The organism is Kribbella sp. NBC_00662 (assembly GCF_041430295.1).
In the GTDB taxonomy this organism is placed as follows: Bacteria; Actinomycetota; Actinomycetes; order Propionibacteriales; family Kribbellaceae; genus Kribbella.
Window position 1 is genome coordinate 3,696,745 of sequence record NZ_CP109029.1, and the last position, 23,629, is coordinate 3,720,373.

Below are 23,629 nucleotides of genomic sequence, written 5' to 3' on the forward strand. Positions count from 1 at the left end.
TCCCGGCGTGACGAGGTTTGAGCCCGGGCACACAGCGCGAGAGGCCTGTATCTGCAGGCCTCTCGTTCTTTTGCGGGCATGTTGCGGATGATCCCAATAGCAGAGCACGGCTTGACTTTCGTGGATTGCAGGAATGTAATTTCAACCGTGTCGTTCGTTGGACACTCGGTATCGGGGACCGTTGCAGAGCGCAGGACGGACGAGGTCAGGCATGTGGACCGCAAACCCACATGTACAGGGGAACGAACAGGGTCGAGGAGGTCGTACCGTGACAGAGCTGATGGCGATTGTCGACGGTGAGGCGATCGAGGAGGAGCCGAACTGGCAGGAAAGGGCGCTGTGCGCCCAGACCGATCCAGAGGCTTTCTTCCCGGAGAAGGGCGGTTCCACCCGCGAGGCCAAGAAAGTGTGCCTCGGCTGCGACGTCCGGGGCGAATGCCTCGAGTACGCGCTGCAGAACGACGAGCGCTTCGGGATCTGGGGCGGCCTGTCGGAGCGGGAGCGCCGCAAGCTGAAGAAGAAGGCCGTCTGACCGTAGGTAACCAGAGCACAACAACATCAGGACTTCCGCGAGGCCCCGGGCGAACGTCGCCCGGGGCCCGCGGCTTTCCGGGCACTCGGTAGGCGGCTGTATGGTGAGTCCTCGCCGGGACCTGCGGTCACGGTGACCGTCCGCAAGCATCGAGGTGTCACAGCTCCGCATGGAACAAGAAGCTCCGGCCGGCTGGGAATTCTTCGACTCCGTCGACTTCCCGACCGATCACATCGACGACCCGATGGGTCGCCCGCGGGTCCGGCATGTCGTCACCGCGGTGGTGGTGGGTCACGAGGGCGCGGCCTGGCTGCCGCGACTGTCCGAGGCCTTGTGGGCGCTCAATCCGCGGCCCGACCGGCTGATCGCGGTCGACACCGGATCCACCGACGAGACCGCCGAGCTGCTCGCCGCGATGCCCGGCGTCGAGCCCGTCGTCAGCGTCTCGGCCCGCACCGGTTTCGGTATGGCGGTCGCCCGCGGCCTCGAGGCACACGGCTTCGCACCGATCCCGAGCGCCGTCGGTCCGTACGGCGATGACGGGCACATGCCCGTGGTCGAGTGGCTGTGGCTGTTGCACGACGACTGCGCCCCGGCCCCGAAGGCCCTGGAGAAATTGTTGCTTCAGGCCACAATGTCGCCGGCCACCGGCGTCTGGGGACCGAAGCTGCGACTGTGGCCGCGGGACCGCGAGCTGCTCGAGGTCGGCGTCACCACGTCGCTCGGCGGCCGCCGCGACACCGGTATCGAGAACGGCGAGCTCGACCAGGGCCAGCACGACCAGCCGCGCAACGTCCTCGCGGTCAGCTCCGCCGGCATGCTCGTCCGTCGCGACGTCTGGGAGGCGCTGCACGGGTTCGACCCGCGGCTGCCGATGTTCCGCGACGACATCGACTTCGGCTGGCGCGCCAGCCGGGCGGGGTACCACGTCGGCGTCGCGCCCGACGCGGTCATCTACCACGCACAGGCCGCTGCGACCGGCGAGCGTGCGCTGGCCGGCACCAGGCGGCACGCGTACCAGCTGGACCGCGCGCACGCCTACTACACCGTTCTCGCGAACGCGCCGGGCAAGCTGCTGCCGCTGCTGATCCTGCGGTTCCTGTTCGGCACTGTGCTCCGCTCGATCTGGTTCCTGATCGGCAAGACGCCATCGGGTGCTGTCGACGAGTGGACCGCGTTGCTCGGCACGCTGCTGGCCGGTGGCTGGACGCAAGCCCGCAAAAACAGGCGAAATCTCGACCAGGTCCCGTACGACAGCATCAAGGGCCTGTTCTCCCGGTCGGTGCACGCACTGCGGCACAACCTGGAGGAAACGACCAGCACGATCTCCGAGCGGATCCGTGAAGCCTGGGCGGACGAGCCGGAAGAGCAGGTCGTCACCACTGCCCGTCGAGCGAAGTCCACGGCCCGCGTGGCCGTCGATCAGCCGCGCTGGCGTCGCCAGCTGATCCGTCGGCCGTTCCTCGTTGCGTGGGTGGTGCTGGCGATCGGTGCGCTGGTCGCTGCCCGCGATCTGATCGGCGGCGGTTTCCTCAGGTCCAACCTGTTGCTCCCGGCCCACGAGAACATCGCAGCGCTCTGGCACGCGGCAGCTTCCGCTCCGCCCGGTGTGACTCCGCCTGCTTGGCTGGCTCAGCTGTGGGCGTTCTCGACGGTGATGTTCGGTCCGTCCGGTGCGACGAACCTGCTCCTGCTCGGCGCGGTTCCGCTGGCCGGTCTGGCTGCGTGGGCGATGCTGCGTTCGTTCGTCGTCGACCGCGTCGCACGAGCCTGGGGCGCCTCGGCGTACGGGCTGGCGGTGTTCACGAACGGCGCTATCTCGCAGGGGCGGCTCGGGACGTGTGTGGCGGCGATCGTGCTGCCGCTGCTCGGTGCCGCCGTACACACTGTTGCTCGGCGTCGGCGCGTGTACGTCCAGGGCAGCTGGCGGGCCGCGTGGTTCGCCGGCATCTGTCTGGCCGTGCTGTTCGCGTTCACGCCGGCTCTTGGTCTGCTGATCGCCGTCATCCTCGTCTTCGGTGCGGTGTTCGGGCTCGGCTGGCGGCGGCAGGGCCGGCAGTTGGTGTTCTCCGTCGTGCTGGGTCTGCTGCTGGTTCTGCCGTGGACGATCGAGCTGATCAAGCACCCGTCGAAGCTGGGGCAGGAGGCGGGTGGTCCGCCGACCGCTGCGGTCGGCCCGGGCAACAGCCTGCAGCATCTGCTGACCGGTACGCCGATCGGAGCGCCGGCACCGTGGTGGTTCGCCGTACCGCTGATTCTGGTGGCGTTGGTCAGCCTGCTGCGTGAGTCGAGGCAGCGGTACGAGCTGCTCGGTTGGTTCGCCGCACTGGCCGGTCTGGCCGGGACGCTGGTTGCCAGCCGGCTGGGTGGTGGCAGCGGACCGCTGATGTTCCTGATGACCGCCGGCTGGATCATCGCCGTGACGGTCGCCTGGGACTCGGTCGGCAAGTCCACCGAGATCATCCTGCAGGGCGTACTCGGCATCGTGTTGCTGACGACAGTTGTGACGGCCGGCTTCTGGCTGGTGCGTGGGACCGATGGTCCGTTGTGGAGCGGACCTGCGCAGGACCTCCCGGCGTACCTGGTGTCTTCGCAGGATCCGCCGGAGAACCAGTCGATCCTGGTCGTGCGGAAGGCACCGGCCGGCAAGATGCGCTTCGCGCTGGTCAAGGACGGCGGACCGCGGATGGGTGCGCTGGAGGCGGCGCCGACCGCTGCGCAGACCAAGCCGATCACCGATGTGCTCGCGACCCTCGGTGGTGGCGGTAGCGGTGAGGAAGGCCGGCAATTGGCCGCTCTCGCGATCGATTACGTCTACCTGCCCGGTCCGGTGGACCCGACGCTGGCGTCCACACTCGACTCGTTGCCCGGCCTGACCAGAGCCAGTGCGAACGACGGCGACGCGTCATGGCTGGTGGACCGGTCGAAGATCGAGGGCAAGACGCCGTTGAACGACCAGACGCACACGGTCTGGCGCATCCTCGGCCTGATCGGCTGGATCATCGCATTGGTGTTCTGCCTGCCGACAGTTCGCCGGACGGTCGCCGTACCGCACGGCACCCACGCGAGGAGGGACCCGCGGTGAGCCGGTTGCTGTCCGACCCGCGTCTCCGGCTCGGGGCCGTCATCGCTGCGATGGCGGTGCTGGCCGGGATCGGTGTGGTCACGCATCCCAAGACGCCCGACACCAGCACGGCGGCCGCCGTGACCGAACCGGCCCGCACAGTGGTGAACCGTGCGGCGCTGTCGTGCCCGGTGCTCGCAGCAGGCGGCAAGATGGCCAGCGTGGTGAACGGTGTGTCGCCGACGCTGCCCGAAGGTACGCCGACCGCGGCAGGCAGTGCGCAGCCGCTGACGATCGCCCCGCTCCCCGCCACGTCCGACCCGGTCGGCTCGATCCTGAGGCGCGGCTTCATCGGTTCGAGCGCTGTGGCGGTCAAGCCGGAGCCGCTGTCGATCCAGGGCGCCGGCCCACTCGCAGCCGGCGCGGTCGGCACGAGCACGACGACCGCTGAGGACGGTGTGAACGCCGGTATGGCGAGCGTGCCGTGCCAGCAGCCCGGATCGGACTTCTGGTTCGTCGGTGCTTCCGGTGCGAGTGATCGACGCGACGTACTGGTCCTGGCGAACCTGGACAGCATCAACGCCGAGGTGAACGTCACCGTGTACGCGCGGACCGGTCAGCAGGACCTGCCCGCCGCGCGCGGCATCGTCGTACCTGCCCGCGGCACGGCCGAGCTGTTCCTCAAGCAAGTAGCTCCGAACCTGCGGGACATCGCCATGCACGTGGAGTCGACCGGTGGTCGCGTGTCGGCCGCCGTACGCTCCAACGCCTCGACCGGGGACAACGTGCCTGCCGGAGTGGACTGGCTGAACACGTCGGCCGCGCCCGCGACCAAGGTCTTCGTGCCCGCGGTCGCGCCGGGTGGCGGACTGCGGATCCTGTCGATCGCGAACCCGACGGACCTGCAGGCGACCGCCAGCCTCAGCATCAACGGACCGAACGGATCCTTCAAACCGGCTGGTCTGGAGACCGTGCAGGTCGCGGCCGGCTCGGTGAAGACGATCATGCTCGACCCGGTGCTGCACGGTGACCCGAGTGCGATCACCGTGACGTCGGATCAGCCGGTGACCGCGTCGATGCGGATGACCGACGCGGCCCGGACCGAGTTCGCGTCGATCGGGTCGGCGGATGCGCTGACCGGTCCGGCGTACCTGGTCCTGCCGGCGCACAAGCAGCCGGCGGTGCTGCAGGTGACCGCGCCCGGGAAGACCGGGAGCGTGAAGTTCGAGTTGCGCGATGCGGCCGGCCGGGCGCTGATCACGCGGGCGCTCGACGTGATCGGCGGCGCGACGTCGCAGGTCTCGCTCCCGGCGCAGGTGCGACCGACGTACCTGATGGTGCAGCAGACGCGGGGGACCGTTGTCGCCGGTGTCACGCTGATGCCGCCGGCGAAGCCGAAGAAGGACGACGTGGCGCAGGTGGCTGCGTGGCCGTTGACGACGTCGCTGGTGTTCCGGGCTCAGCTGGGAGCGCAGCCGGACGTGAGCGCCGCGCTGCGGTAGGTCAGCCTTCGGAGGTGTTCGCGCCGGGGTCCTGCAGCATCCGCAGGTGGCCGCGGCGGGCGACCTCGACAGGTGCTCCCGGCGTACCCGCACCCGGTTCACGACGCGGCAGCGGGCGCGCTGCTTCGCGGACCGCGTTCGCCAGGGCTTCCAGGTCGTCGGAGGACGGACCGGCCGCTGCCGGGTCCGGAGCGAGCCGGATGACTTCCCAGCCGTTCGGAGCGGTCAGCCGGTCGGCGTGGTCCGCGCACAGGTCGTAGCAGTGCGGCTCGGCGTACGTCGCCAGTGGGCCGATGACGCAGGTCGAGTCGGCGTAGACGTAGGTGAGCGTCGATACGGCAGGCTTCTGGCATCCGGCGCGCGAACAGATCCTGGCGATGCTCACGACCAGACATTACGCCCACTAGGCTGAGCGTGTGACCGAGGCTCGCCGTCATCGCAGGCACATCGACCGCCACGGCCGCGGAATGCTCGGCCCGATCAGCCGGCCGAGCAAGTTCGCGCCGCGGGGTCTGCCGTTGCAGCGCTCGGGCTCGGCCCAGTTCGACGAGGTGGTCGCGATCGAGGTGACCCGGCTGGAGAAGCGGCTGCCGCAGGTGGTCGCGCGGGTCGAGTTCGCGATCGAGGACGTGCCGAACCTCGAGCTCGACGCCACCGAGATCCCGCTCACCCACGCCACCGGCGGCACGTCCCACGAGCCGTACCGGATCGTCGTCTTCCGCCGCCCGATCGAACTCCGCGCCGAACGCTCCGGCTCCGGCCTGTCCTGGCTGGTCCGCAGCGCCCTCGTCCTCGAACTGGCCGACGTCCTGGCCCTCTCCCCAGAACAGATCGACCCCGACTTCGACGCCGACGACGACTGACACCCCGCTCCCAAGCCGAGCCGGGCCTGCCCCCGCATCTCCTCGCCCGCCCACCACAGCAGGGGTTATCCCCTGGCGTTGCCCCTTCTCCCCCCTTCACAGCAGGCGAGAACCGGCAAACCGAGGGGATAACCCTTGCTGTGGGCGGGTGGGCGGGTGGGCGGGTGGGCGGAGGTCGGTGGGGCTGTCCGGGGGCCGGTGCGGTGTTCGAACGTGTTCCGTACTGTGGGAAGGGGTTTGTGTCCGTCGTTGTCATCGGGAGAGGATCGTAGGTGTGAACGATCAAAGACTGCGGGTCGGAGTTGTCGGGCTGGGCTTCGCCGGGCGGACGGCGCTCGAGGCGTTCTCCGAGCTGCCCGATGTCGAGGTGGTCGCGCTGGCGGGCCTCGAGAAGGACATCCTGACCAGCCTGGGCGAGAAGCACGGCGTGCCGCATCTCTACGAGAAGTGGGAGGACCTGCTCGAGACCGAGGGCCTGGAAGCGGTCAGCATCGGTACGCCGACGCAGCTGCACGCCCCGATCGCGCTGAAGGCGCTCGAAAAGGGCCTGCACGTGCTGTCCGAGAAGCCGCTGGCCCGGACGGTGGCCGAGGGTACGGCGATGGTCGAGGCCTCGAAGAAGGCCGGCCGGGTGCTGAAGGTCGTCTTCAACCACCGCGAGCGCGGTGACGTCGCGGCGCTGAAGCACCAGATCGACGAGGGCCAGCTCGGCCGGATCTACTACGCGAAGGCGCACTGGATGCGCCGCAACGGCATCCCGGGCATGGGCGGCTGGTTCACCAACCGTGAGCTGTCCGGTGGCGGTCCGCTGATCGACCTCGGCGTACACATCCTCGACCTGGCGCTGCACCTGCTCGGTGAGCCGCAGGTCACCACGGTCTCGGCGGACACGTTCGCCGAGCTCGGTCCGCGCGGCAAGGGCAGTGCCAGTTCGCCGGACCGGCCGACGGTCGACACGCTCGGCTCCAAGTTCGAGGTGGAGGACCTGGCGACGGCGTACCTGCGGCTGAAGGGCGGCGGCGCGCTGCAGCTGGAGACCAGTTGGGCGACGTTCCGGGCGCCGGGCGACAACTTCGGGATCGAGCTGTTCGGCACCGAGGGCGGCGCGAAGATCGAGGTGCAGAACTACACCACCGTCGACACGCTGCGGATCTTCACCGACGTGGCCGGCGTGCCGGCCGAGGTGAAGCCCGCGACCGGGGCCGGGCTCGGCCACCGGGCGGTGGTGCGGGAGTTCGTCCGGATCGTCAAGAGCGGCGACTGGGACGGTCAGAACGGGTCCGAGGCGCTGCTGCGGACCGAGGTCATCGACGCCTGCTACGCCTCGGCGAAGGCGGGACGAGAGGTTGTGCTGCATGACTGAACCCATTCGCGTCACCGTCTGGGGCGAGAACGTCCACGAAGGCCGGGACGAGTCCGTCCGCAAGGTGTACCCCGACACGATGCACGGGACGATCGCGGCCGCGCTGCGCGCCAAGCTGGGCGAGGACGTCGTCGTACGCACCGCGACGCTGCAGGACCCGGAGCACGGCCTGACCGAGGAGGTGCTCGCGGACACCGACGTACTCACCTGGTGGGGGCACGCCGCTCACGGCGACGTCGACGACGCGATCGTCGAGCGGGTCCAGCAGCACGTGCTGTCCGGCATGGGCCTGATCGCGCTGCACTCCGCGCATTTCAGCAAGATCTTCATCAAGCTGATGGGGACGACGTGCTCGCTGGACTGGCGCGCCGAGAACGACCGCGAGCTGATCTGGACGGTCGCTGCCGGCCACCCGATCGCACAGGGCATCCCGCACCCGCTAGTGATCGAGCGCGAGGAGATGTACGGCGAGCTGTTCGACATCCCGCAGCCGGACGAGCTGGTCTTCGTCAGCTCGTTCACCGGCGGCGAGGTGTTCCGCTCCGGCTGCTGCTACCGCCGCGGCCAGGGCCGGGTCTTCTACTTCCGCCCCGGTGACCAGGAGTACCCGACGTACCACCAGCCCGAGGTCCAGCAGATCCTCGCGAACGCCGCCAAGTGGGCCGCGCCGGTCGTCCCGCGCCAGCTGCCGACGGTGCACCACCGCAAGGACATCGGCTGGTTCGAGAAGGCCTGAAATACAGGATCGTGCGTGGGCCGGATAGGGTCCACGCATGGTTGACGTTGCGGCGATCTTCAAGGCGTACGACGTGCGTGGGGTCGTCCCGGACCAGTTGGACGAATCCGTGGCCCGGGCGACCGGCGCCGCGTTCGTCGAGGTCCTGGACGTCCTCGCGGGTCCGGGGGCGGTCGTGATCGGGTACGACATGCGACCGTCCAGCCCCGGCCTGGCAGCGGCATTCGCCGAGGGGGTGACCAGCACCGGCGCGGATGTGATCGACATCGGCCTGGCCTCCACCGACCAGTTGTACTTCGCCTCCGGCCGGCTCGACCTGCCCGGCGCGATGTTCACCGCGAGCCACAACCCGGCGAAGTACAACGGCATCAAGATGTGCCGCCCGGGCGCCGCGCCGGTCGGCGCCGACTCGGGTCTGCGCGACATCGCCGACCTGGTCGCGAAGGCCCTGACCGAAGGCCCGTCGACCAGCGCCGCGGCGGGACATGTCACCCGCAGGGACCTGCTCACGGCCTACGCCGACCACCTGCACGACCTGGTCGACCTGAGCGGGATCCGGCCGCTCACCGTGGTCGTCGACGCCGGCAACGGTATGGGCGGCCACACCGTCCCGGCCGTGTTCGCCGCCGGCCCGGTGACGATCGTCCCGATGTACTTCGAGCTCGACGGCAACTTCCCGAACCACGAGGCCAATCCGCTCGACCCGAAGAACCTGGTCGACCTGCAAGCCAAGGTCCGCGAGACCGGCGCCGACCTCGGGCTCGCGTTCGACGGCGACGCCGACCGGTGTTTCGTGGTCGACGAGAAGGGCGACCCGATCTCGCCGAGCGCGATCACCGGCGCGGTCGCCGTCCGGGAGCTGGCCAAGCACCCCGGCTCGACGATCCTGCACAACCTGATCACCTCCAAGGCGGTCCCGGAGCTGATCGCCGAGCACGGCGGCGTCCCGGTCCGGACCCGGGTCGGGCACTCGAACATCAAGCAGAAGATGGCCGAGACCGACGCGGTGTTCGGCGGCGAGCACTCCGCGCACTACTACTTCCGCGACTTCTGGCGGGCCGACACCGGCATGCTGGCCGCGTTGCACGTGCTGGCCGCGCTGGGTGAGCAGGACAAGCCGGCCAGCGAGCTGTTCGCCGAGTACGAGCGGTACGTCGCGTCCGGCGAGATCAACAACAAGGTCGCCGACGCGGCGGCGACGGTCGCGGCGATCGAAGATACGTATTCTGGGCTCGACGGCGTGACCGTCGACCATCTGGACGGGTTGACGGTGTCGGCGGGACAGTGGTGGTTCAACGTCCGTGCGTCGAACACGGAACCGTTGCTGCGGCTGAACGTCGAGGCCGCGGACCGGTCCGAGATGGAGCGTGTCCGTGACGAAGTACTGGCCCTGATCACCGGCGCATCGGTGGAGGAGAACTGAATGGCAGTCAATCTGGACCCGGACCTGCTGAGCATCCTGGTCTGCCCGAAGTGCCGGTCGGAGTTCCGCGTGGACGACGAGGCGAACGAGCTCGTCTGCACGAACGCGTCGTGCGCGCTGGCCTACCCGGTGCGTGACGACATCCCGGTGCTGCTGATCGACGAAGCCCGGGACACCAGGGAAACGGCCGCGACAGAGAGCTGACGGAGGGCTGATGAGCGTCTTCGACGACACCCGGCTGGACGACCCGGCCACCCTCCAGGCGGCAGACCACCTGCTCCGCCGCCTGGCCATGGCCGGAGCTCGCGTCCGGGCCGAGCTGGAAGCGTCCGAGGACGTGCTGTCCAATCTGACGTCGGACGGCTTCCGCCCGCGCGCAGTAGTGGCCGCGGGCCGTGACGCCCGCCTGGTCCGCGCCGTGCTGGAGCCGGTCTGCCCGGTCCCGTTCCTCGCCTGGCCAGGTCCAGGACTGCCCGGCTGGGCCGGTCCGCTCGACATGGTCGTCGTGCTCGGCGGAGCCAATGAGGACGCCGACGCGGTCTCGGCAGCAGCCGAAGCGGTACGGCGTGGTTGCGGGCTGCTCGTGGCCGCGCCGGAGGACTCGCCGGTGGCGATCGCCTCGGCCGGACTGCGGCACGCGATCCGGCTCCCGTCCCAGTCCGACGACCAGCTCGCCTCTGCGGTCGCCGTACTGCAGGCGCTTCACCAGCTGGACCTCGGTCCGGAGGTGGACCACAAGTCCGTCGCGTCGATGCTGGACGACGTCGCGATCGAGTGCTCGCCGAACAACGACGTAGCGTCCAACCCGGCCAAGGACCTTGCGCTGATCCTCGCCGACGCGCTGCCGTTGGTGTGGGGTGGTTCGGTCCTCGCAGCGCGCGCAGCTCGCCGTGTGGTCGAGGCGCTCCGGCTGGCGAGCGGCCGGCCCGCTCTGGCTGCCGACACCGGGCACCTGCTGCCGGTGCTCAACCAGCCGCCGCGAGACCTGTTCGCGGACCCGTTCGACAAGCCTGCGGAGCTGCGGCCCGCGCTGGTCATCCTGGACGACGGCGTGGAGGACGAGGGCGTCGCCGAGCACCACCGCAAGCTCGAGCGGAAGGCCGAAGCCCACGACGTCCGTGTGTTCACGGTCCGGCAGGCCAGCGGCACGGACATCGCGCGGTACGCCGCTCTGACGCAGCACGGTCGCTACGCCGCGGCGTACCTCGGGATCGGCCTCGGCCGCTACGGCAGGGCGACCGACACCGACCCGGTCGAGCCAGGGATCCCCTCGGAGGACCCAGCGTGGTAGTCCCACTGCAGAACACGATCCGCGACTACGCGTGGGGCTCGGAGACCGCGCTCCCCGAGCTGCTCGGGGTGGCGCCGGACGGCAAGCCCCAGGCCGAGATGTGGATGGGCGCGCACGAGTCGGCCCCGTCGGTGCTGCCGAACGGCGACACGCTGTACGACGTCGTGTCGGACGACCCGGCCGCGGTGCTCGGGGAGGAGACGGCCGAGCGGTTCGAGGGCCGGTTCCCGTTCCTGGCGAAGCTGTTGGCGGCGGGGCAGCCGTTGTCGATCCAGGCGCATCCGTCCCGGGACCAGGCGATCGACCGGTACCAGCGGGACGAGGCGGCCGGGATTCCTCACGACGCCGCGGACCGGAACTACAAGGACGCCTGGCCGAAGCCGGAGATCCTGATCGCGCTCGGTCCGTTCGACGCGTTGGTCGGCTTCCGTCCGCTGGACCGGACGATCGCGCTGCTCGAGGCGCTGGCGCCGACCGGGTTCGGCGAGCTGACCGACCGGCTGCGGGACGGGAAGCTTCGCGAGGCGTTCACCGACTTCATGAGCGCCGACCGGGACGCGATCCGTCCGCTGGTCGGTGCGCTCGGCGAGGCGGTTGCGCAGTACACCGGGGACGCGTTCGAGCTGGAGCGGGAGACGCTGTCGAAGTTGTGCGCGGACTTCCCGGACGACCCCGGCGTACTCGCGGCCCTGCTGCTGAACCGGGTCCGCCTGGAGCGGTTCGACGCGGTGTACCTGCCGGCGGGCAACGTGCATGCGTACCTGCACGGCCTCGGGTTCGAGGTGATGGCGAACTCCGACAACGTGCTGCGTGGCGGGCTGACGAGCAAGCACGTCGACGTACCCGAGCTGGTCTCGGTGGTCGACTTCGAGCCGCTGACCGATCCGGTGCTGACGGCGACTCCCGATGGTGTCTACGAGACAGGGTGTGAGTACTTCGCGATCCACCGGGTGGATCTCGATGGGGGTGAGCGGACCGTCGACGGGGTCGGGCCCCGGATCGTCTGCTGTGTCGCGGGCACGATCGATGCTGCGGGCAAAGAATCCGTTGTGACCCCGGTGACACTGTCCGCGGGTCAGTCCGCTTTCGCCGCGGGACCCGAAGGACCCTGTATCTTGCGTGGTTCCGGCACGGCGTTCGTCGTGTCCGCGCGCTGATTCACTGCAGTTTTCCTGGGAGGACCTGAACACCATGGCTGGTGGCGGAAACAAGGCCGTTGTCGCGGCTTTGCTGGCGAACACCGGGATCGCGGTCACCAAGTTCGCCGCCTGGGCACTGACCCAGTCGGCGTCGATGCTGGCCGAGGCGATCCATTCGCTCGCCGACGCGGGCAACCAGGTGCTGTTGCTGGTCGGCAGCCAGCGGGCCAAGCGGGCCGCGGACGAGTTGCACCAGTTCGGGTTCGGCCGGGAGCGGTACGTCTACTCGTTCATCGTGTCGATCGTGCTGTTCAGCGTCGGCGGTCTGTTCGCGCTGTACGAGGGCTACCACAAGGTGCACGACCCGCACGGGATCGACAGCTGGAAGTGGGTTCCGGTCGCGGTGCTGGTGCTGGCGATCGGGATGGAGAGCTTCTCGTTCCGGACCGCGATCGTCGAGGCGAACAAGCTGCGCGGGCACGTCCCGTGGGTCCGCTTCGTCCGGAACGCGCGGGCGCCGGAGCTGCCGGTCATCCTGCTGGAGGACTTCGCCGCGCTCACCGGTCTGGTGCTGGCGCTGATCGGCGTCGTCCTGACCCTTGCCACCGGCAACGGTGTGTTCGACGGTCTGGGCTCGATGGCGATCGGCGCGCTGCTGGTCTGTGTGGCGATCTTCCTCGCGATCGAGATGAAGTCGCTGCTGCTCGGCGAGTCCGCGACCCGTGAGTCCCAGGACCGCATCGTGGCCGCGATCGAGAACACGCCCGGTGTCCAGCGCCTGATCCACATCAAGACTCTGCACCTCGGTCCGGAGGAGGTGCTCGTCGCCGCCAAGGTCGGTGTCGAGCCGACCACCGATGCGGCCGTCGTCGCCGAGACCATCGACGCGGCCGAACGCGCCATCCGCGCGGCCGAGCCGATGAGCCAGCACATCTACCTCGAGCCCGACGTCTTCGACGAGAACCACGTCCCCGACGCCCGCCCCGCCGTACCCGAGGCTCCCTCGCACTAACGGGCTCCTTCCCTCAGCGCGGTTTGGGCGGCAGCACTCCACTGCGGCCCAGCCATCGGAGGGCTCGGTCGCGGTCGATCTGGGCCTGCGTCGGGGGTGCGGTGAGGCGGCCGGTGCGGTAGCCGAGGTTGCGGATGTCGGCGGCCACGGACGGCTCGGCGAGGGCGCGGAGGGCGAACGCCAGCGCGGCCGGCGTCACGTCGTACCGGCGTTCGAGGTCCAGCGCGAGCTGTACGGCGGCCAGGTCGCGGTCGTCGTACTGGCGCTGGGCCGTGTGCACGGACCGGGACCGTGGGAGCAACCCGAGCGCCTCCCGGTAGCGCAGCATGCGTGGAGTGGTACCCAGCTGGCGAGCGGCCTCGGTGATGCGCATACCTCAATCTTGACATTTCGGTGTCAAAATCGCGCCTGGAGCGATCAAACCGCGTGGCTCGCGCCTCTAGGCTCGTGCGAGTACCAATCACAGTCTTCAGGGGAGCGGCATGACCTTCGACTACAAGGTGGCGGACCTCGGCCTGGCCGAGTTCGGACGCAAGGAGATCCGGCTGGCCGAGCACGAGATGCCCGGCTTGATGGCGATGCGTAAGCAGTACGGCGACAGCAAGCCGCTGTCCGGGGCCCGGATCATGGGCTCGTTGCACATGACGATCCAGACCGCGGTGCTGATCGAGACGCTGACCGCGCTCGGCGCCGAGGTGCGTTGGGTCTCCTGCAACATCTTCTCCACCCAGGACCACGCCGCGGCCGCGGTCGTCGTGGGCCCGGACGGTTCGGCCGACGCCCCCGCCGGTGTCCCGGTGTTCGCCTGGAAGGGCGAGACGCTGGAGGAGTACTGGTGGTGCACCGAGCAGGCGCTGACCTGGCCGGGTGCTGACGGCCCGAACATGATTCTCGACGACGGCGGCGACGCCACGATGCTCGTCCACAAGGGCACCGAGTTCGAGAAGGCCGGCGCCGTACCGGACCCGTCGACCGCCGACTCCGAGGAGTACGGCGTCGTCCTGAAGCTGCTGACCCGCACGCTGGCCGAGTCGCCGTCGAAGTGGACCACGATCGGTCAGGGCATCAAGGGTGTCACCGAGGAGACCACCACCGGCGTGCACCGGCTGTACGAGATGCACAAGGCCGGCGCGCTGCTGTTCCCGGCGATCAACGTGAACGACTCGGTGACCAAGTCGAAGTTCGACAACAAGTACGGCTGCCGGCACTCGCTGATCGACGGCATCAACCGCGCCACCGACGTACTGATCGGCGGCAAGGTCGCGGTCGTCTGCGGGTACGGCGATGTCGGCAAGGGCTGCTCGGAGTCGCTGCGCGGCCAGGGCGCCCGGGTGATCGTGACCGAGATCGACCCGATCTGCGCGCTGCAGGCCGCGATGGACGGCTACCAGGTGAGCACGATGGACGACGTCGTCGGCATCGGTGACATCTTCGTCACCACCACCGGCAACAAGGACGTCATCACCGCCGACCACATGGCGGCGATGAAGCACCAGGCGATCGTCGGTAACATCGGCCACTTCGACAACGAGATCGACATGGCCGGTCTGTACAAGACCCCGGGTGTCGAGCGGATCAACATCAAGCCGCAGGTCGACGAGTTCCGGTTCCCTGACGGCCACACGATCATCATCCTGTCGGAGGGACGCCTGCTGAACCTGGGCAACGCGACCGGCCACCCGTCGTTCGTGATGTCGAACTCGTTCACCAACCAGGTCCTGGCCCAGATCGAGCTCTTCGTGAAGACCGCGGAGTACCCGACCGACGTCTACGTCCTCCCGAAGCACCTGGACGAGATGGTCGCCCGCCTCCACCTGGACGCGCTGGGCGTGAAGCTGACCGAGCTCTCCAAGGAGCAGGCGGCGTACCTCGGCGTACCGGTCGAAGGCCCGTACAAGTCGGAGCACTACCGCTACTGATTCCCCCCACAGCAAACGCCCCGCAGATTCCTGCGGGGCGTTTCGCTGTTGTCAGGACCACTGGGATTCGTTGCTGCCGGGGGTTGCCCAGCCTTGGGCGTTCACGGTGGCTGGGCGGGGGCCCGGAGGCGGTGGGGGTGGGATGAACGGGGCTGGTGCGGGAATGGGGGCCTGGGGGCCGTAGGGGCTCGGCGGGGTGAAAGGCCCGGCGGGGATTGCGTAGGACGGGTTGGCGAAGGGGCCGGTGGGGGTGGGCCGGTGGGTGGAGAGGCGGATGAGTTCCCGGCGGCGGCGTTCGGCGAGGATGGCGGAGAGGTACGCCGGCGCGATGATCGGGGCCGGCGGTGCGGGGGCCGTGACGGCGGCCATCTTGGCGGCGAGGGCTTCGCCGAGGGCGATCTGCGGACCGGGGAGGAGCTCGGTGTAGCGGGCGAGGTAGTCGCGGGCCGCGTTGGCCAGGTCGTCGGACAGGCGCGAGAGCTCCAGCGACTGGGCCCACTGCACCAGGTGGCCGGGGACGAACAGCGGCGGCGACGCCATCGGCTGGTGGCGCTCGCGGATGACGACCGTACCGGCGACCATGTCACCGATCCGCTTGCCCTGCTTGTTCATCAGGCTCGCCACGATCCCCGGACACGCCGCGAACCACGGCGCGAAATCGACGAAGAACCACATCAGAGTCCGCACCAGCGCGTGCCGGAACCGGATCGAGCTGCCGTCGTCGCGCACCACCTTCAGCCCGAGCACCATCTTGCCGATGGTCCGCCCACGGGTCAGCGTCTCCATCACGACCCGGTAGCCGACCGCCACGAGCAGTACGACGATGAAGATCAGCGCGACCGCCAGCGCCTCACTGGACTCGCTCCCGAGCAGGAATCCGGCCAGCAAAGAGATGAGCACCACCAGTACGACGCCCTGCAGCGCCACGTCGATCGCACACGCCAGCGCCCGCGTCGGCATCCGCGCGATCCGCACCTGGAGGACGACCGCTTCGCCGGTGACCAGCTGAGACACGTCGTCGCCCCCTCCTGACTAGACACTGCGTCCGGCTAGTCTGCCAGCAGTCGGGTGGAGGAAGGGGTAGCTGTGGACGTCGAAGCGTTCGTATCGGTGCATCAGCCGCAGTGGGACCGCCTGGCCTACCTGACCCGCCGCCAGCGCCGGCTGTCCGGTGCGGAGGCCGAAGAGCTCGTAGTCCTCTACCAGCGCGTCGGCACGCACCTGGCCGCGCTCCGAGCCGCCGGCGCCGATCCGGTGTCGATCGGGCGCCTGTCCGGTCTGATCGCCGACGCCCGCGGTGCGGTGACCGGTGCGCAGGCTCCCGTCTGGCGCGACATCTCGAAGTACTTCCTGGTCAGCTTCCCGGCCGCGCTCTACGCGTCCAGACGCTGGTGGCTCACCATCGGCCTGCTGTTCTACCTGGTCGCGGCCTGGACCGCCTGGCGGGTCCTGGCCCACCCCGAGGTGATCGACTCCGTCGGTACGCCGGACCAGATCAAGCAACTGGTCGAGCACGACTTCGAGTCGTACTACTCGGACAACCCGGCGCAGGACTTCGCGCTCCGTGTCTGGATCAACAACGCGACCATCAGTGCCGCCGTACTCGCACTGGGCATCCTTCTGGTCCCGTCCGTCTTCATCCTCTGGGACAACGCAGTCAACCTCGGTCTGAGCGCCGGCCTGATGATCGGCCACGACCGCGGCGGCCTGTTCTTCAGCCTGATCACGCCGCACGGTCTGCTCGAACTGACCGCGGTATTCGTCGCGACCGCGGCAGGACTACGCCTCGGCTGGTCGTGGATCGTGCCTGGCCCCCGCACCCGTATGCAGGCCATCGCCCAGACCGGGCGCGCCACGGTCGGTATGGCGATCGGTCTGGCCGCAGTACTCCTCGTGACCGGTCTGATCGAGGGGTTCGTGACACCGTTCCTGCCGGCACCGGTCCGCGTGACGATCGGCATCCTCGCCGAGCTGGCGTTCTTCATCTATGTCTGGACTCTCGGTCGCCGTGCGTATCGTCTCGGTGAGTACGGCGACATCGACGAAGCGGATCGCGAAGCCAGCGCACCTGTCTCCGCCTGATCGGTTTCCGGTGTGGGCACCGGATCGGGGTGAGGATGGACCAAGAAGTGAGGCACAACCGTGCGTACGGCGTGGCGATCACCGTCGGCCTGATGGCGTACGGAGTCGTCTACCTGCTGATCGCGTGGATCGCCCTGCAACTGGCCTGGGGGCAATCGTCGCAGGAAGCGTCGCAGAAGGGCGCGCTCGAGGAGTTGGCGAGCAAACCGCTGGGCGGGGTTTTGCTGTGGGTCGTCGCGATCGGATTGTTCGCGCTGGTGCCCTGGCGCGGTCTGCAGCTCATGTACGGACACCTGGACCTGGAGCACAAGGTCTCCGCGATCGGCCGTGCGGTCGTCTACCTCGTGGTCGGCATCAGTGCGGTGAAGATCGCCATCGGCTCCGGCGGCGGCTCCAGCACCAGTCAGCAGCAGTCGTTGTCCGGACGGGTGATGCAGCACGGAGGGGGCCGCGTCCTGATCGTGGTGATCGGTGTCGCGATCATCGCCATCGGTGCACGTCAGATCCACAAGGGGATCACGAAGAAGTTCACCGAGGACCTGGTCGGCGGCGTCGCCGAGGTGACGATCCTGCTCGGCCGGATCGGGTACATCGCGAAGGGCATCGCGTTCGGGGTGGTCGGCGTACTGTTCGCCTGGGCCGCGATCAGCTACGACCCGAAGAAGGCCGGCGGCCTCGACACCGCGCTGCGTACGATCAAGGACCAGCCGTTCGGTTCGATCCTGCTCACCGTGCTGGCGCTCGGCGTCGCCGCGTTCGGTCTGTACTGCTTCAGTTGGGCGCGGAACGCGAAGAAGTGAGGGCGTCGGAGCGGCCGGCCTCGATCCGCGACCACTGCGAGATCGGCCGGCCGTCGATGGTCTTCGGCAGCACCGGATCCTCGGTCGCCCACTGCTTGGGCCAGCCGTCGGGCGAATCCTCGAACGGCTCCTGCCGTCCGTACACCGTCAGGTCCATCAGCGCGTAGTTGTTGTCCATCACCTCGACGCCGCGCATGGTCGTCCAGTACGTCTCGAAGACGCGGTCGCCCTGGCGTACGTACGAGATCAGGTACATCTGGCCGATGTTCCGCCCGACGAGCAAGCGGTCGAGCGATCCGACACCGGAGTACCAGGGCATCGTCCAGCCCATGAAGTCGCGGTACGCGCGGCTCTCGGCGTACGGGCCCTGGGCGAAGACGGCGAAGGTGATGTCGCGTGAGTGCAGGTAGGAGATCTCCTGCACTTGTCCTGTGCACCAGGTGCAGCCTTGACACTGTTCTTCCGCCGGGTGTCCGGTGTGCCACATGTAGTAGTAGGCGAGAAGTTGCTTGCGGCCTTCGAAGGCTTCGAGCAGGGTGACCGGACCGTCAGGCCCGGTCACCGGGATGCTCGCGTCGACCTCGACCATCGGCAATCTCTTGCGCTGTGCCGTGATCTCGTCACCCTCGCGGGTGTGGGCTTTCTCCCTGGCTCGCAGGTGATCCAGATCCGCGTCGAACGTTGCGCGATCGACCACCGGTGGGAGGGCACTGCTGTCCGGTACAGCTCGTTCGTGCTTTCTCATACTGGCCACGTCGGAGCCGGTACCCCGTTCTCGACACGGTCAGGCAGGAAGATCGCGTCTGCGCAGTCCCACCAGGCCTGCGAAGCCGACCACCACGGCGATCGCGAGCAGCGCGATCAGGGGGCCTGCCGACACCGTTCCACCCGGCAGTGACGGGAGATGGCTGAACGGCGAGATGTCGCGGATCCAGTCCGCCGTCGCGACGCCCGCGCTCACCAGGCCGATCAGGATGCAGACAGTTGGTCCGGCCCACGAGACCATCGAGGCCCGCGGGAAGAACCCGAAGATCGCGATGGCGATCGCGGCCAGCACCCACACAGCCGGGAGTTGCGCGAGCGCCGCACCGATCAGCCGCGGGACCTGTCCGCCCACATCGCCGACCGCGATGCCGTACGCAAGCCCTTCGGCAACACCCGCCGCCAGCAACGCAACCGCAGGCCCGAGCAGACTGAAGACGAGATGGCTCGCGGCCCACTGCCAGCGGCTCGTCGCGGTCGCCAGCACCGGCTCGGCCCGCCCGCTGCTCTCCTCGACGCGCATCCGCAACGTTGCCTGTACGGCGTACGCCGAGGCGATCAAGCCGACCAGTGTCATCACGCCGGCCAGGAACGAGTCGATCAAGCCTGCCGAGCCGCCCATCCGCTGGAACATCTCCTGGATGGTCGAATCGTCCTTCATCATGTCGCCGACGCCTTTGGCGACACCGCCGAACAGCAAACCCAGCAAGGCGAATCCGATCGTCCACGCGAGCAGCAGACCGCGGTGCAACCGCCAGGCCAGCGCGAACGGCGAGCCGAGGGTCCCCTCCGCCGGGCCGAGCTTGTCGGGCAGCAGTCCGGCGCCGATGTCTCGTTTGGTGGCGAGAACGACGGCGGTGACGACCAAGCCGATGGTTGCTACCAGCAACACGGCCGCGAGCCACCAGCGGTTCTCGGCGTACGGGTGGATCTGCTGGGCCCAGCCGATCGGCGAGAGGTACGACAACCAGGCGAGCGGTCCGTCCGTGTGGGCGCTGGTGTCGCCGGCGGCACGTAGTACGTAGGACGCGCCGAGGATGCCGATCGCGATCCCGCGCGCGGTGCCGGCGCTTGCGGTCAACTGCGCGGCGACTGCGCCTACTGCCGCGAAGAACCAGCCGGTGCCGGCGTAAACCATGCCGATGGCAATGGATCCTGCCATCGGGAGGTCTTGGCTGTGCATGCCCAGGGCAAGGAGAACGGCCAGTGTCAGGTTGGCGCCGAAGACTGTGATCAGCGCCGCCGCGAGCTGGGCGTGGCGGCCGATGACGGTTGCCCCGAGCAACTCACGGCGGCCGGTCTCCTCCTCGACCCGGGTGTGCCGGATCACCGTGAGCAGGCTGATCAGCCCGACCATCACCGGCACGAACCCGAGTCGCCAGGTGACGAACTCGCCCAGGCTGGGGCCGGACAGTTCGCCGTACAGGGTGATGAAGCCGGCGTTGCTCGCGTACTTGATGCGGGAGTCCGGCGTCGGGAACAGATCGCCGTACTCCTTGACGTAGCTGACCGAGATCGCCACCAGCAGCACGATCCACAGCGGCAGGACGATCCGGTCGCGGCGGAGGATCAGCCGGATCAGTCCGCCGGTGCCCGCGAGGCTTTTCATTTGACGGCCTCGGGTTCGTACAGCCGCAGGAACAGTTCCTCCAACGACGGCGGCTGGCTCACCAGACTCCGTACGCCGATCTCCGTCAGGCGTCGGAGCACCGGGTTGATCTCGTCGGTGTCGACGTCGAACTGGACGCGACCGTCGGTCTCCTTGAGATCGTGTACGCCGGACAGCTGGGCGAGACCGTCCATCGGTCCGACCAGCTCGGCCTGGATCGACGTACGCGTCAGGTGCCGCAGCTCGGACAGCGTGCCGCTCTCGACCGCGCGGCCGCCCCGGATGATCGTGACGCGATCGCACAGCGCCTCGACCTCGGACAGGATATGGCTGGACAGCAGCACGGTCCGGCCGTCGCGGTCGCTGATCTCCTGCACGACCTCGCGGAAGACCTCCTCCATCAACGGGTCCAGGCCACTCGTCGGCTCGTCGAGCAGCAGGAGCTCGACATCGGACGCGAACGCGGCGACCAGCGCGACCTTCTGGCGGTTGCCCTTCGAGTACGCGCGGGCCTTCTTGCGCGGGTCGAGATCGAACCGCTCGAGCAGCTCGGCCTTGCGCTTCTTGTCGATGCCGCCGCGCATGCGCCCGAGCAGGTCGATCGCCTCGCCGCCGGACAGGTTCGGCCAGAGCGTGACGTCACCGGGGACATAGGCCAGGCGGCGATGCAGGTCGGTCGCGTCCGACCAGGGATCGCCGTCGAGGACCCGCGCGGTCCCCTCGTCCGCGCGGGTCATCCCCAACAGGATGCGAATGGTGGTGGTCTTCCCCGCGCCGTTCGGGCCGAGGAACCCGTGCACCTCACCGGTTCGCACCGTGAGGTCGAGACCGTCCAGGGCAAAGGTCCGCCCGAACGACTTGACCAGACCTTCCGTGCTGATCGCAGCCGGCATGATCACTTCTCCTCAGAGCGTTGCTGGAGTTTTTCGACTTGTTCGGGGGTGATGAGCGGGATCGTGAAGACCTCCATCAAGGCCTGGCCGATCCGGTTGTAGCCCGCCGGGGTGGTGATGTCCTCGCCGAGCGCCTTCGAGACCTGGTCCCGCAGGATGAAGACGCTCAGCTTGATCGCGGCCAGGGCCGCGGCGTACCCGCGGGGGTCCTTCGGGGTGATGCCGTAACTGCTCGCCCACGCCTCGACCGCGTCGACCCCTTCCAGGAACAGCGCGGTCGCCGTCTCGGAGCCGTCCATCATCGAGCGAACGATGTACAACTGCAGCGGAAACGCGATCGGATGCAGCACCAGCGGATCGAGCCCGGTCAGATCCCCGTCCTGGGTGAGCTCGGCCCCGATCTGGATCATCCGATCCTTCGCGTACCGATCGCAGGCGTCCCGCAGCGCTTCCTTCGACCCGAAGTGATGCCGGACAAGCCCCGACGAAACCCCCGCCTCGGCTGCAATATCCCGGATCGAGGCCCCCTCGATCCCACGCTCCCCGAACAACCGGATAGCCGCATCCCGAATCCGAGCCCGCGCCGTCAGGTCCTCTGCCGCTCGATCCACGTCCCACTCCTCTCCCTACACACAAAAGCAAACTACTACACGATCGTGTAGTCAAGTCGAATGTGGTGATGTGTGGGTGAGGTGATGCGGGGGAGTGTGATCGCCCCCGCAGGCCGCGCAGCTGAGCTGCTCGCGAGCCGGCGGGAGCGGGCGTGTTCGGCTCGCTGCGTAAACTGCTGGGTCGTGTTGCTGTCGTCGGCCGGCGTACTGGCGGTTTCCGTTTGATGTGAAGGGTTGGGTTGTGGCTGAGCGGCCTGAGATTGTGTGTATCTGTGGGTCTGCGCGGTTCGTGGACGAGATGCATGCGGCTAACCGCGACCTGACGTTTGCAGGCGCCATCGTGGTCGCGCCAGGCGTCTTCCCGAGTGCTGAAGTGGACGAGGTCGTCAGCGACGAGCAGAAGAGTGCGTTGGGTGCCCTTCATCTGCGCAAGATCGACCTGGCTGACCGCGTTCTGGTCGTCAACCCTGGCGGCTATATCGGCGAGTCCACGAGCAGGGAGATCGCCTACGCCCGCGCCACCGGCAAGCCGGTCTCCTACACCGATCCCGTCTGACCGGCCGGCTCGAGTAGTTCGGCCAGGCGGAGTGGGGTGCGGTCCTCGAACATCGGGCCGATGAGTTGCACTCCTACCGGCAGACCTTCGGGCGACCGGCCAGCGGGTACGGCGGTCGCGGGCAGGCCGGGCATCGTCGCGAGACCAGCCCAGACGAGCTGGTCGAAGTACGGGTGTTCGACGCCGTCGATGGCGATCCGACGTTCCAAGACATTGGGGTCGTGGTCGTGTGGGAATGCAGGCGTCGGCGTGATCGGACACACCACGACATCGAACTCGCTGAAGAGCTGCCGCCAGCCGTGTCGATGGAGCTCGCGACGGTTGCTGATCTCGATCCACTCGCGGTGGCTGAACACCATCGCGCGCAGCTGCGCCGCGGCGAGACTCTGGTCGTCCGCGCTCAGCCCGGCCGCGCGGGTCCGCAGCTGCTCGTACTCGTCGACGGGAAAACGCGCGACCGAGCCCGAGAACAAGAACTGCATGTAGAGCGTCCCGGCCTCGGTCAGATCAGGCAGCAGAGAACTATGCCGTTCGACCCGGGCGCCGCTGTCGGCAAGCGCGTCGGCCACCCGGTTCACGCCTGCCAGTACGGCGGACCCGGTCGGGATGAGCGGGTGCTGGTCGATGACCAGGACCCGGAAGTCGCGGAGCCGCTCGTGGCGCGCGGGCGGCAGTGTCACGTCGTACGCAATGCCGTGCGTGAGCGGGTCCGGCCCGGCCATGACGTCGAGCAGCAGCGTCAGGTCGCGGGCGGTGCGTGCCATCGGACCGGCGACGGCGAGGTCGAGGTCGACCGGCAACGGCGGCGCCGGCGGCGCGATCATGCCGCGAGTCGGCACGAGTCCGAGGGTCGGCTTGTGCGCATAGATGCCGCAGAAGTGCGCGGGGGTACGCAGCGAACCGGCGAGGTCGGAGCCGATCGACAGCGCGCCGAATCCGGACGCCAGGGCTGCCGCTGATCCGCCGGACGACCCGCCCGATGTGCGGTCGTGATCCCACGGGTTGTTGGTGGTGCCGTAGATCTGGTTGAAGGTCTGGATGTCTTGCAATCCCAAAGGCACGTTGGTCTTGCCGAGCACCACCGCGCCCGCGGCCTTGAGTCGCGAGACTTGTACTGCGTCCTCGGCCGGCAGGTAGTCCCGGTGTTCCGGCATGCCCCAGGTCGTGGGCAGCCCGGCCACGTCGTACGACTCTTTGATCGTCACCGGAATACCGAGCAGCGGCCGGTCCTCGCCGCGAGCACGCGCCTCGTCTGCAGAGCGCGCCGCGGCCCGCGCACGGTCGAAGTCCGGGACACAGATCGCGTTGATCACCTTGTCTTCGCGCTCGATCCGCGCAATCGCCTCATCGGTCAGTTCGACCGAGCTCACGTCACCGGCGCGCAACGCCGTCGCCAACTGTTCCGCCGTCTGAAAACTCCACGTCCGCTCCATGACGCGGACGCTAACCACCCCCGAACCGAGCCACGAAAT

Annotated in this window: 23 protein-coding genes; 15 read left to right on the top strand and 8 right to left on the bottom strand. The window is 68.5% G+C overall.

What is annotated here, in order from left to right:
* Positions 1–280 precede the first annotated feature (280 nt).
* The 3 genes from OHA10_RS18625 (at position 281) to OHA10_RS18635 (ending at position 5,098) form a co-directional block, all read left to right on the top strand.
* Complete coding sequence (locus OHA10_RS18625) at positions 281–532, top strand: WhiB family transcriptional regulator (RefSeq protein WP_020389877.1); 252 nt, start codon at positions 281–283, stop codon at positions 530–532.
* Positions 533–701: 169 nt separating this feature from the next.
* Positions 702–3,617 (top strand): glycosyltransferase, encoded by a 2,916-nt coding sequence (locus OHA10_RS18630; RefSeq protein ID WP_371407491.1) that lies wholly within the window; start codon positions 702–704, stop codon positions 3,615–3,617.
* Positions 3,614–5,098, top strand: coding sequence for a DUF5719 family protein (locus OHA10_RS18635; protein ID WP_371407492.1), 1,485 nt, complete (start codon positions 3,614–3,616; stop codon positions 5,096–5,098). The genes OHA10_RS18630 and OHA10_RS18635 overlap by 4 nt, the downstream gene beginning before the upstream one ends.
* Position 5,099: 1 nt before the next feature.
* On the opposite strand, the gene OHA10_RS18640 is transcribed toward OHA10_RS18635, so the two are convergent.
* Positions 5,100–5,483, bottom strand: a complete 384-nt coding sequence (locus OHA10_RS18640; RefSeq protein WP_137252970.1) for a DUF3499 domain-containing protein — start codon at positions 5,481–5,483, stop codon at positions 5,100–5,102.
* A gap of 31 nt (positions 5,484–5,514) precedes the next feature.
* Between OHA10_RS18640 and OHA10_RS18645 the strand changes: the two genes are divergently transcribed.
* The 8 genes from OHA10_RS18645 (at position 5,515) to OHA10_RS18680 (ending at position 12,925) form a co-directional block, all read left to right on the top strand.
* Positions 5,515–5,961, top strand: coding sequence for a metallopeptidase family protein (locus OHA10_RS18645; protein ID WP_371407493.1), 447 nt, complete (start codon positions 5,515–5,517; stop codon positions 5,959–5,961).
* A gap of 274 nt (positions 5,962–6,235) precedes the next feature.
* Positions 6,236–7,324, top strand: a complete 1,089-nt coding sequence (locus tag OHA10_RS18650) for a Gfo/Idh/MocA family protein (RefSeq protein ID WP_371407494.1) — start codon at positions 6,236–6,238, stop codon at positions 7,322–7,324.
* On the top strand, positions 7,317–8,060 hold the full coding sequence (locus OHA10_RS18655) for a ThuA domain-containing protein (RefSeq protein WP_371407495.1): 744 nt from the start codon (positions 7,317–7,319) through the stop codon (positions 8,058–8,060). Before OHA10_RS18650 ends, OHA10_RS18655 begins: the two co-directional genes overlap by 8 nt.
* 37 nt (positions 8,061–8,097) lie before the next feature.
* The gene (locus tag OHA10_RS18660) at positions 8,098–9,483 is read left to right on the top strand and encodes a phosphomannomutase/phosphoglucomutase (protein WP_371407496.1); all 1,386 of its coding nucleotides are present in this window, start codon (positions 8,098–8,100) and stop codon (positions 9,481–9,483) included.
* A complete protein-coding gene (locus OHA10_RS18665; protein WP_130444460.1) occupies positions 9,484–9,687 on the top strand; it encodes a Trm112 family protein in 204 nt (67 codons plus the stop codon).
* Positions 9,688–9,697: 10 nt separating this feature from the next.
* Positions 9,698–10,774: an SIS domain-containing protein gene (locus OHA10_RS18670; RefSeq protein ID WP_371407498.1), complete on the top strand. Its 1,077-nt coding sequence runs from the start codon at positions 9,698–9,700 to the stop codon at positions 10,772–10,774.
* Positions 10,768–11,931, top strand: coding sequence for a mannose-6-phosphate isomerase, class I (gene manA / locus OHA10_RS18675; protein WP_371407499.1), 1,164 nt, complete (start codon positions 10,768–10,770; stop codon positions 11,929–11,931). The genes OHA10_RS18670 and manA overlap by 7 nt, the downstream gene beginning before the upstream one ends.
* 34 nt (positions 11,932–11,965) lie before the next feature.
* Positions 11,966–12,925, top strand: coding sequence for a cation diffusion facilitator family transporter (locus OHA10_RS18680; protein ID WP_371407500.1), 960 nt, complete (start codon positions 11,966–11,968; stop codon positions 12,923–12,925).
* A 13-nt stretch (positions 12,926–12,938) separates the two neighbouring features.
* Here OHA10_RS18680 and OHA10_RS18685 read toward each other — a convergent pair whose 3' ends face one another.
* Positions 12,939–13,298: a MerR family transcriptional regulator gene (locus OHA10_RS18685; RefSeq protein WP_371407501.1), complete on the bottom strand. Its 360-nt coding sequence runs from the start codon at positions 13,296–13,298 to the stop codon at positions 12,939–12,941.
* 109 nt (positions 13,299–13,407) lie between these two features.
* Between OHA10_RS18685 and ahcY the strand changes: the two genes are divergently transcribed.
* The gene (ahcY, locus tag OHA10_RS18690) at positions 13,408–14,844 is read left to right on the top strand and encodes an adenosylhomocysteinase (protein WP_371407502.1); all 1,437 of its coding nucleotides are present in this window, start codon (positions 13,408–13,410) and stop codon (positions 14,842–14,844) included.
* 51 nt (positions 14,845–14,895) lie between these two features.
* Here the strand turns inward: ahcY and OHA10_RS18695 are convergent, their stop codons facing one another.
* Entirely contained in the window at positions 14,896–15,858 is a 963-nt protein-coding gene (locus OHA10_RS18695) for an RDD family protein (protein WP_371407503.1), read from the bottom strand.
* A gap of 72 nt (positions 15,859–15,930) precedes the next feature.
* On the opposite strand from OHA10_RS18695, the gene OHA10_RS18700 reads away from it, so the two are divergent.
* Positions 15,931–16,926, top strand: a complete 996-nt coding sequence (locus OHA10_RS18700) for a stage II sporulation protein M (RefSeq protein ID WP_371407504.1) — start codon at positions 15,931–15,933, stop codon at positions 16,924–16,926.
* A 47-nt stretch (positions 16,927–16,973) separates the two neighbouring features.
* A complete protein-coding gene (locus tag OHA10_RS18705; RefSeq protein WP_371407505.1) occupies positions 16,974–17,726 on the top strand; it encodes a DUF1206 domain-containing protein in 753 nt (250 codons plus the stop codon).
* Here the strand turns inward: OHA10_RS18705 and OHA10_RS18710 are convergent.
* From OHA10_RS18710 to OHA10_RS18725, 4 genes are read right to left on the bottom strand one after another with little or no spacing between them, the layout of a single operon-like run.
* The gene (locus OHA10_RS18710; RefSeq protein WP_371407506.1) at positions 17,698–18,471 is read right to left on the bottom strand and encodes a DUF899 family protein; all 774 of its coding nucleotides are present in this window, start codon (positions 18,469–18,471) and stop codon (positions 17,698–17,700) included. The two genes, OHA10_RS18705 and OHA10_RS18710, sit on opposite strands and share 29 nt — an antisense overlap.
* Positions 18,472–18,510: 39 nt before the next feature.
* Entirely contained in the window at positions 18,511–20,097 is a 1,587-nt protein-coding gene (locus OHA10_RS18715) for an ABC transporter permease (RefSeq protein WP_371407507.1), read from the bottom strand.
* The gene (locus OHA10_RS18720) at positions 20,094–20,990 is read right to left on the bottom strand and encodes an ATP-binding cassette domain-containing protein (protein ID WP_371407508.1); all 897 of its coding nucleotides are present in this window, start codon (positions 20,988–20,990) and stop codon (positions 20,094–20,096) included. The genes OHA10_RS18715 and OHA10_RS18720 overlap by 4 nt, the downstream gene beginning before the upstream one ends.
* A 2-nt stretch (positions 20,991–20,992) precedes the next feature.
* A complete protein-coding gene (locus tag OHA10_RS18725) occupies positions 20,993–21,601 on the bottom strand; it encodes a TetR/AcrR family transcriptional regulator (RefSeq protein ID WP_371407509.1) in 609 nt (202 codons plus the stop codon).
* 298 nt (positions 21,602–21,899) lie between these two features.
* Between OHA10_RS18725 and OHA10_RS18730 the strand changes: the two genes are divergently transcribed.
* Complete coding sequence (locus OHA10_RS18730; protein ID WP_371407961.1) at positions 21,900–22,157, top strand: hypothetical protein; 258 nt, start codon at positions 21,900–21,902, stop codon at positions 22,155–22,157.
* On the opposite strand, the gene OHA10_RS18735 is transcribed toward OHA10_RS18730, so the two are convergent.
* On the bottom strand, positions 22,139–23,590 hold the full coding sequence (locus OHA10_RS18735) for an amidase (protein WP_371407510.1): 1,452 nt from the start codon (positions 23,588–23,590) through the stop codon (positions 22,139–22,141). The two genes, OHA10_RS18730 and OHA10_RS18735, sit on opposite strands and share 19 nt — an antisense overlap.
* Positions 23,591–23,629: the final 39 nt, after the last annotated feature.

Bases quoted from the DNA above. Each gene is read 5' to 3' on its own strand.
- OHA10_RS18625 (WP_020389877.1), top strand. From the start codon at position 281: ATGGCGATTGTCGACGGTGAGGCGATCGAGGAGGAGCCGAACTGGCAG.
- OHA10_RS18630 (WP_371407491.1), top strand. From the start codon at position 702: ATGGAACAAGAAGCTCCGGCCGGCTGGGAATTCTTCGACTCCGTCGAC.
- OHA10_RS18655 (WP_371407495.1), top strand. From the start codon at position 7,317: ATGACTGAACCCATTCGCGTCACCGTCTGGGGCGAGAACGTCCACGAA.
- OHA10_RS18660 (WP_371407496.1), top strand. From the start codon at position 8,098: ATGGTTGACGTTGCGGCGATCTTCAAGGCGTACGACGTGCGTGGGGTC.
- OHA10_RS18665 (WP_130444460.1), top strand. From the start codon at position 9,484: ATGGCAGTCAATCTGGACCCGGACCTGCTGAGCATCCTGGTCTGCCCG.
- OHA10_RS18670 (WP_371407498.1), top strand. From the start codon at position 9,698: ATGAGCGTCTTCGACGACACCCGGCTGGACGACCCGGCCACCCTCCAG.
- OHA10_RS18680 (WP_371407500.1), top strand. From the start codon at position 11,966: ATGGCTGGTGGCGGAAACAAGGCCGTTGTCGCGGCTTTGCTGGCGAAC.
- OHA10_RS18685 (WP_371407501.1), bottom strand. From the start codon at position 13,298: ATGCGCATCACCGAGGCCGCTCGCCAGCTGGGTACCACTCCACGCATG.
- ahcY (WP_371407502.1), top strand. From the start codon at position 13,408: ATGACCTTCGACTACAAGGTGGCGGACCTCGGCCTGGCCGAGTTCGGA.
- OHA10_RS18710 (WP_371407506.1), bottom strand. From the start codon at position 18,471: ATGAGAAAGCACGAACGAGCTGTACCGGACAGCAGTGCCCTCCCACCG.
- OHA10_RS18715 (WP_371407507.1), bottom strand. From the start codon at position 20,097: ATGAAAAGCCTCGCGGGCACCGGCGGACTGATCCGGCTGATCCTCCGC.
- OHA10_RS18720 (WP_371407508.1), bottom strand. From the start codon at position 20,990: ATGCCGGCTGCGATCAGCACGGAAGGTCTGGTCAAGTCGTTCGGGCGG.
- OHA10_RS18730 (WP_371407961.1), top strand. From the start codon at position 21,900: ATGCATGCGGCTAACCGCGACCTGACGTTTGCAGGCGCCATCGTGGTC.
- OHA10_RS18735 (WP_371407510.1), bottom strand. From the start codon at position 23,590: ATGGAGCGGACGTGGAGTTTTCAGACGGCGGAACAGTTGGCGACGGCG.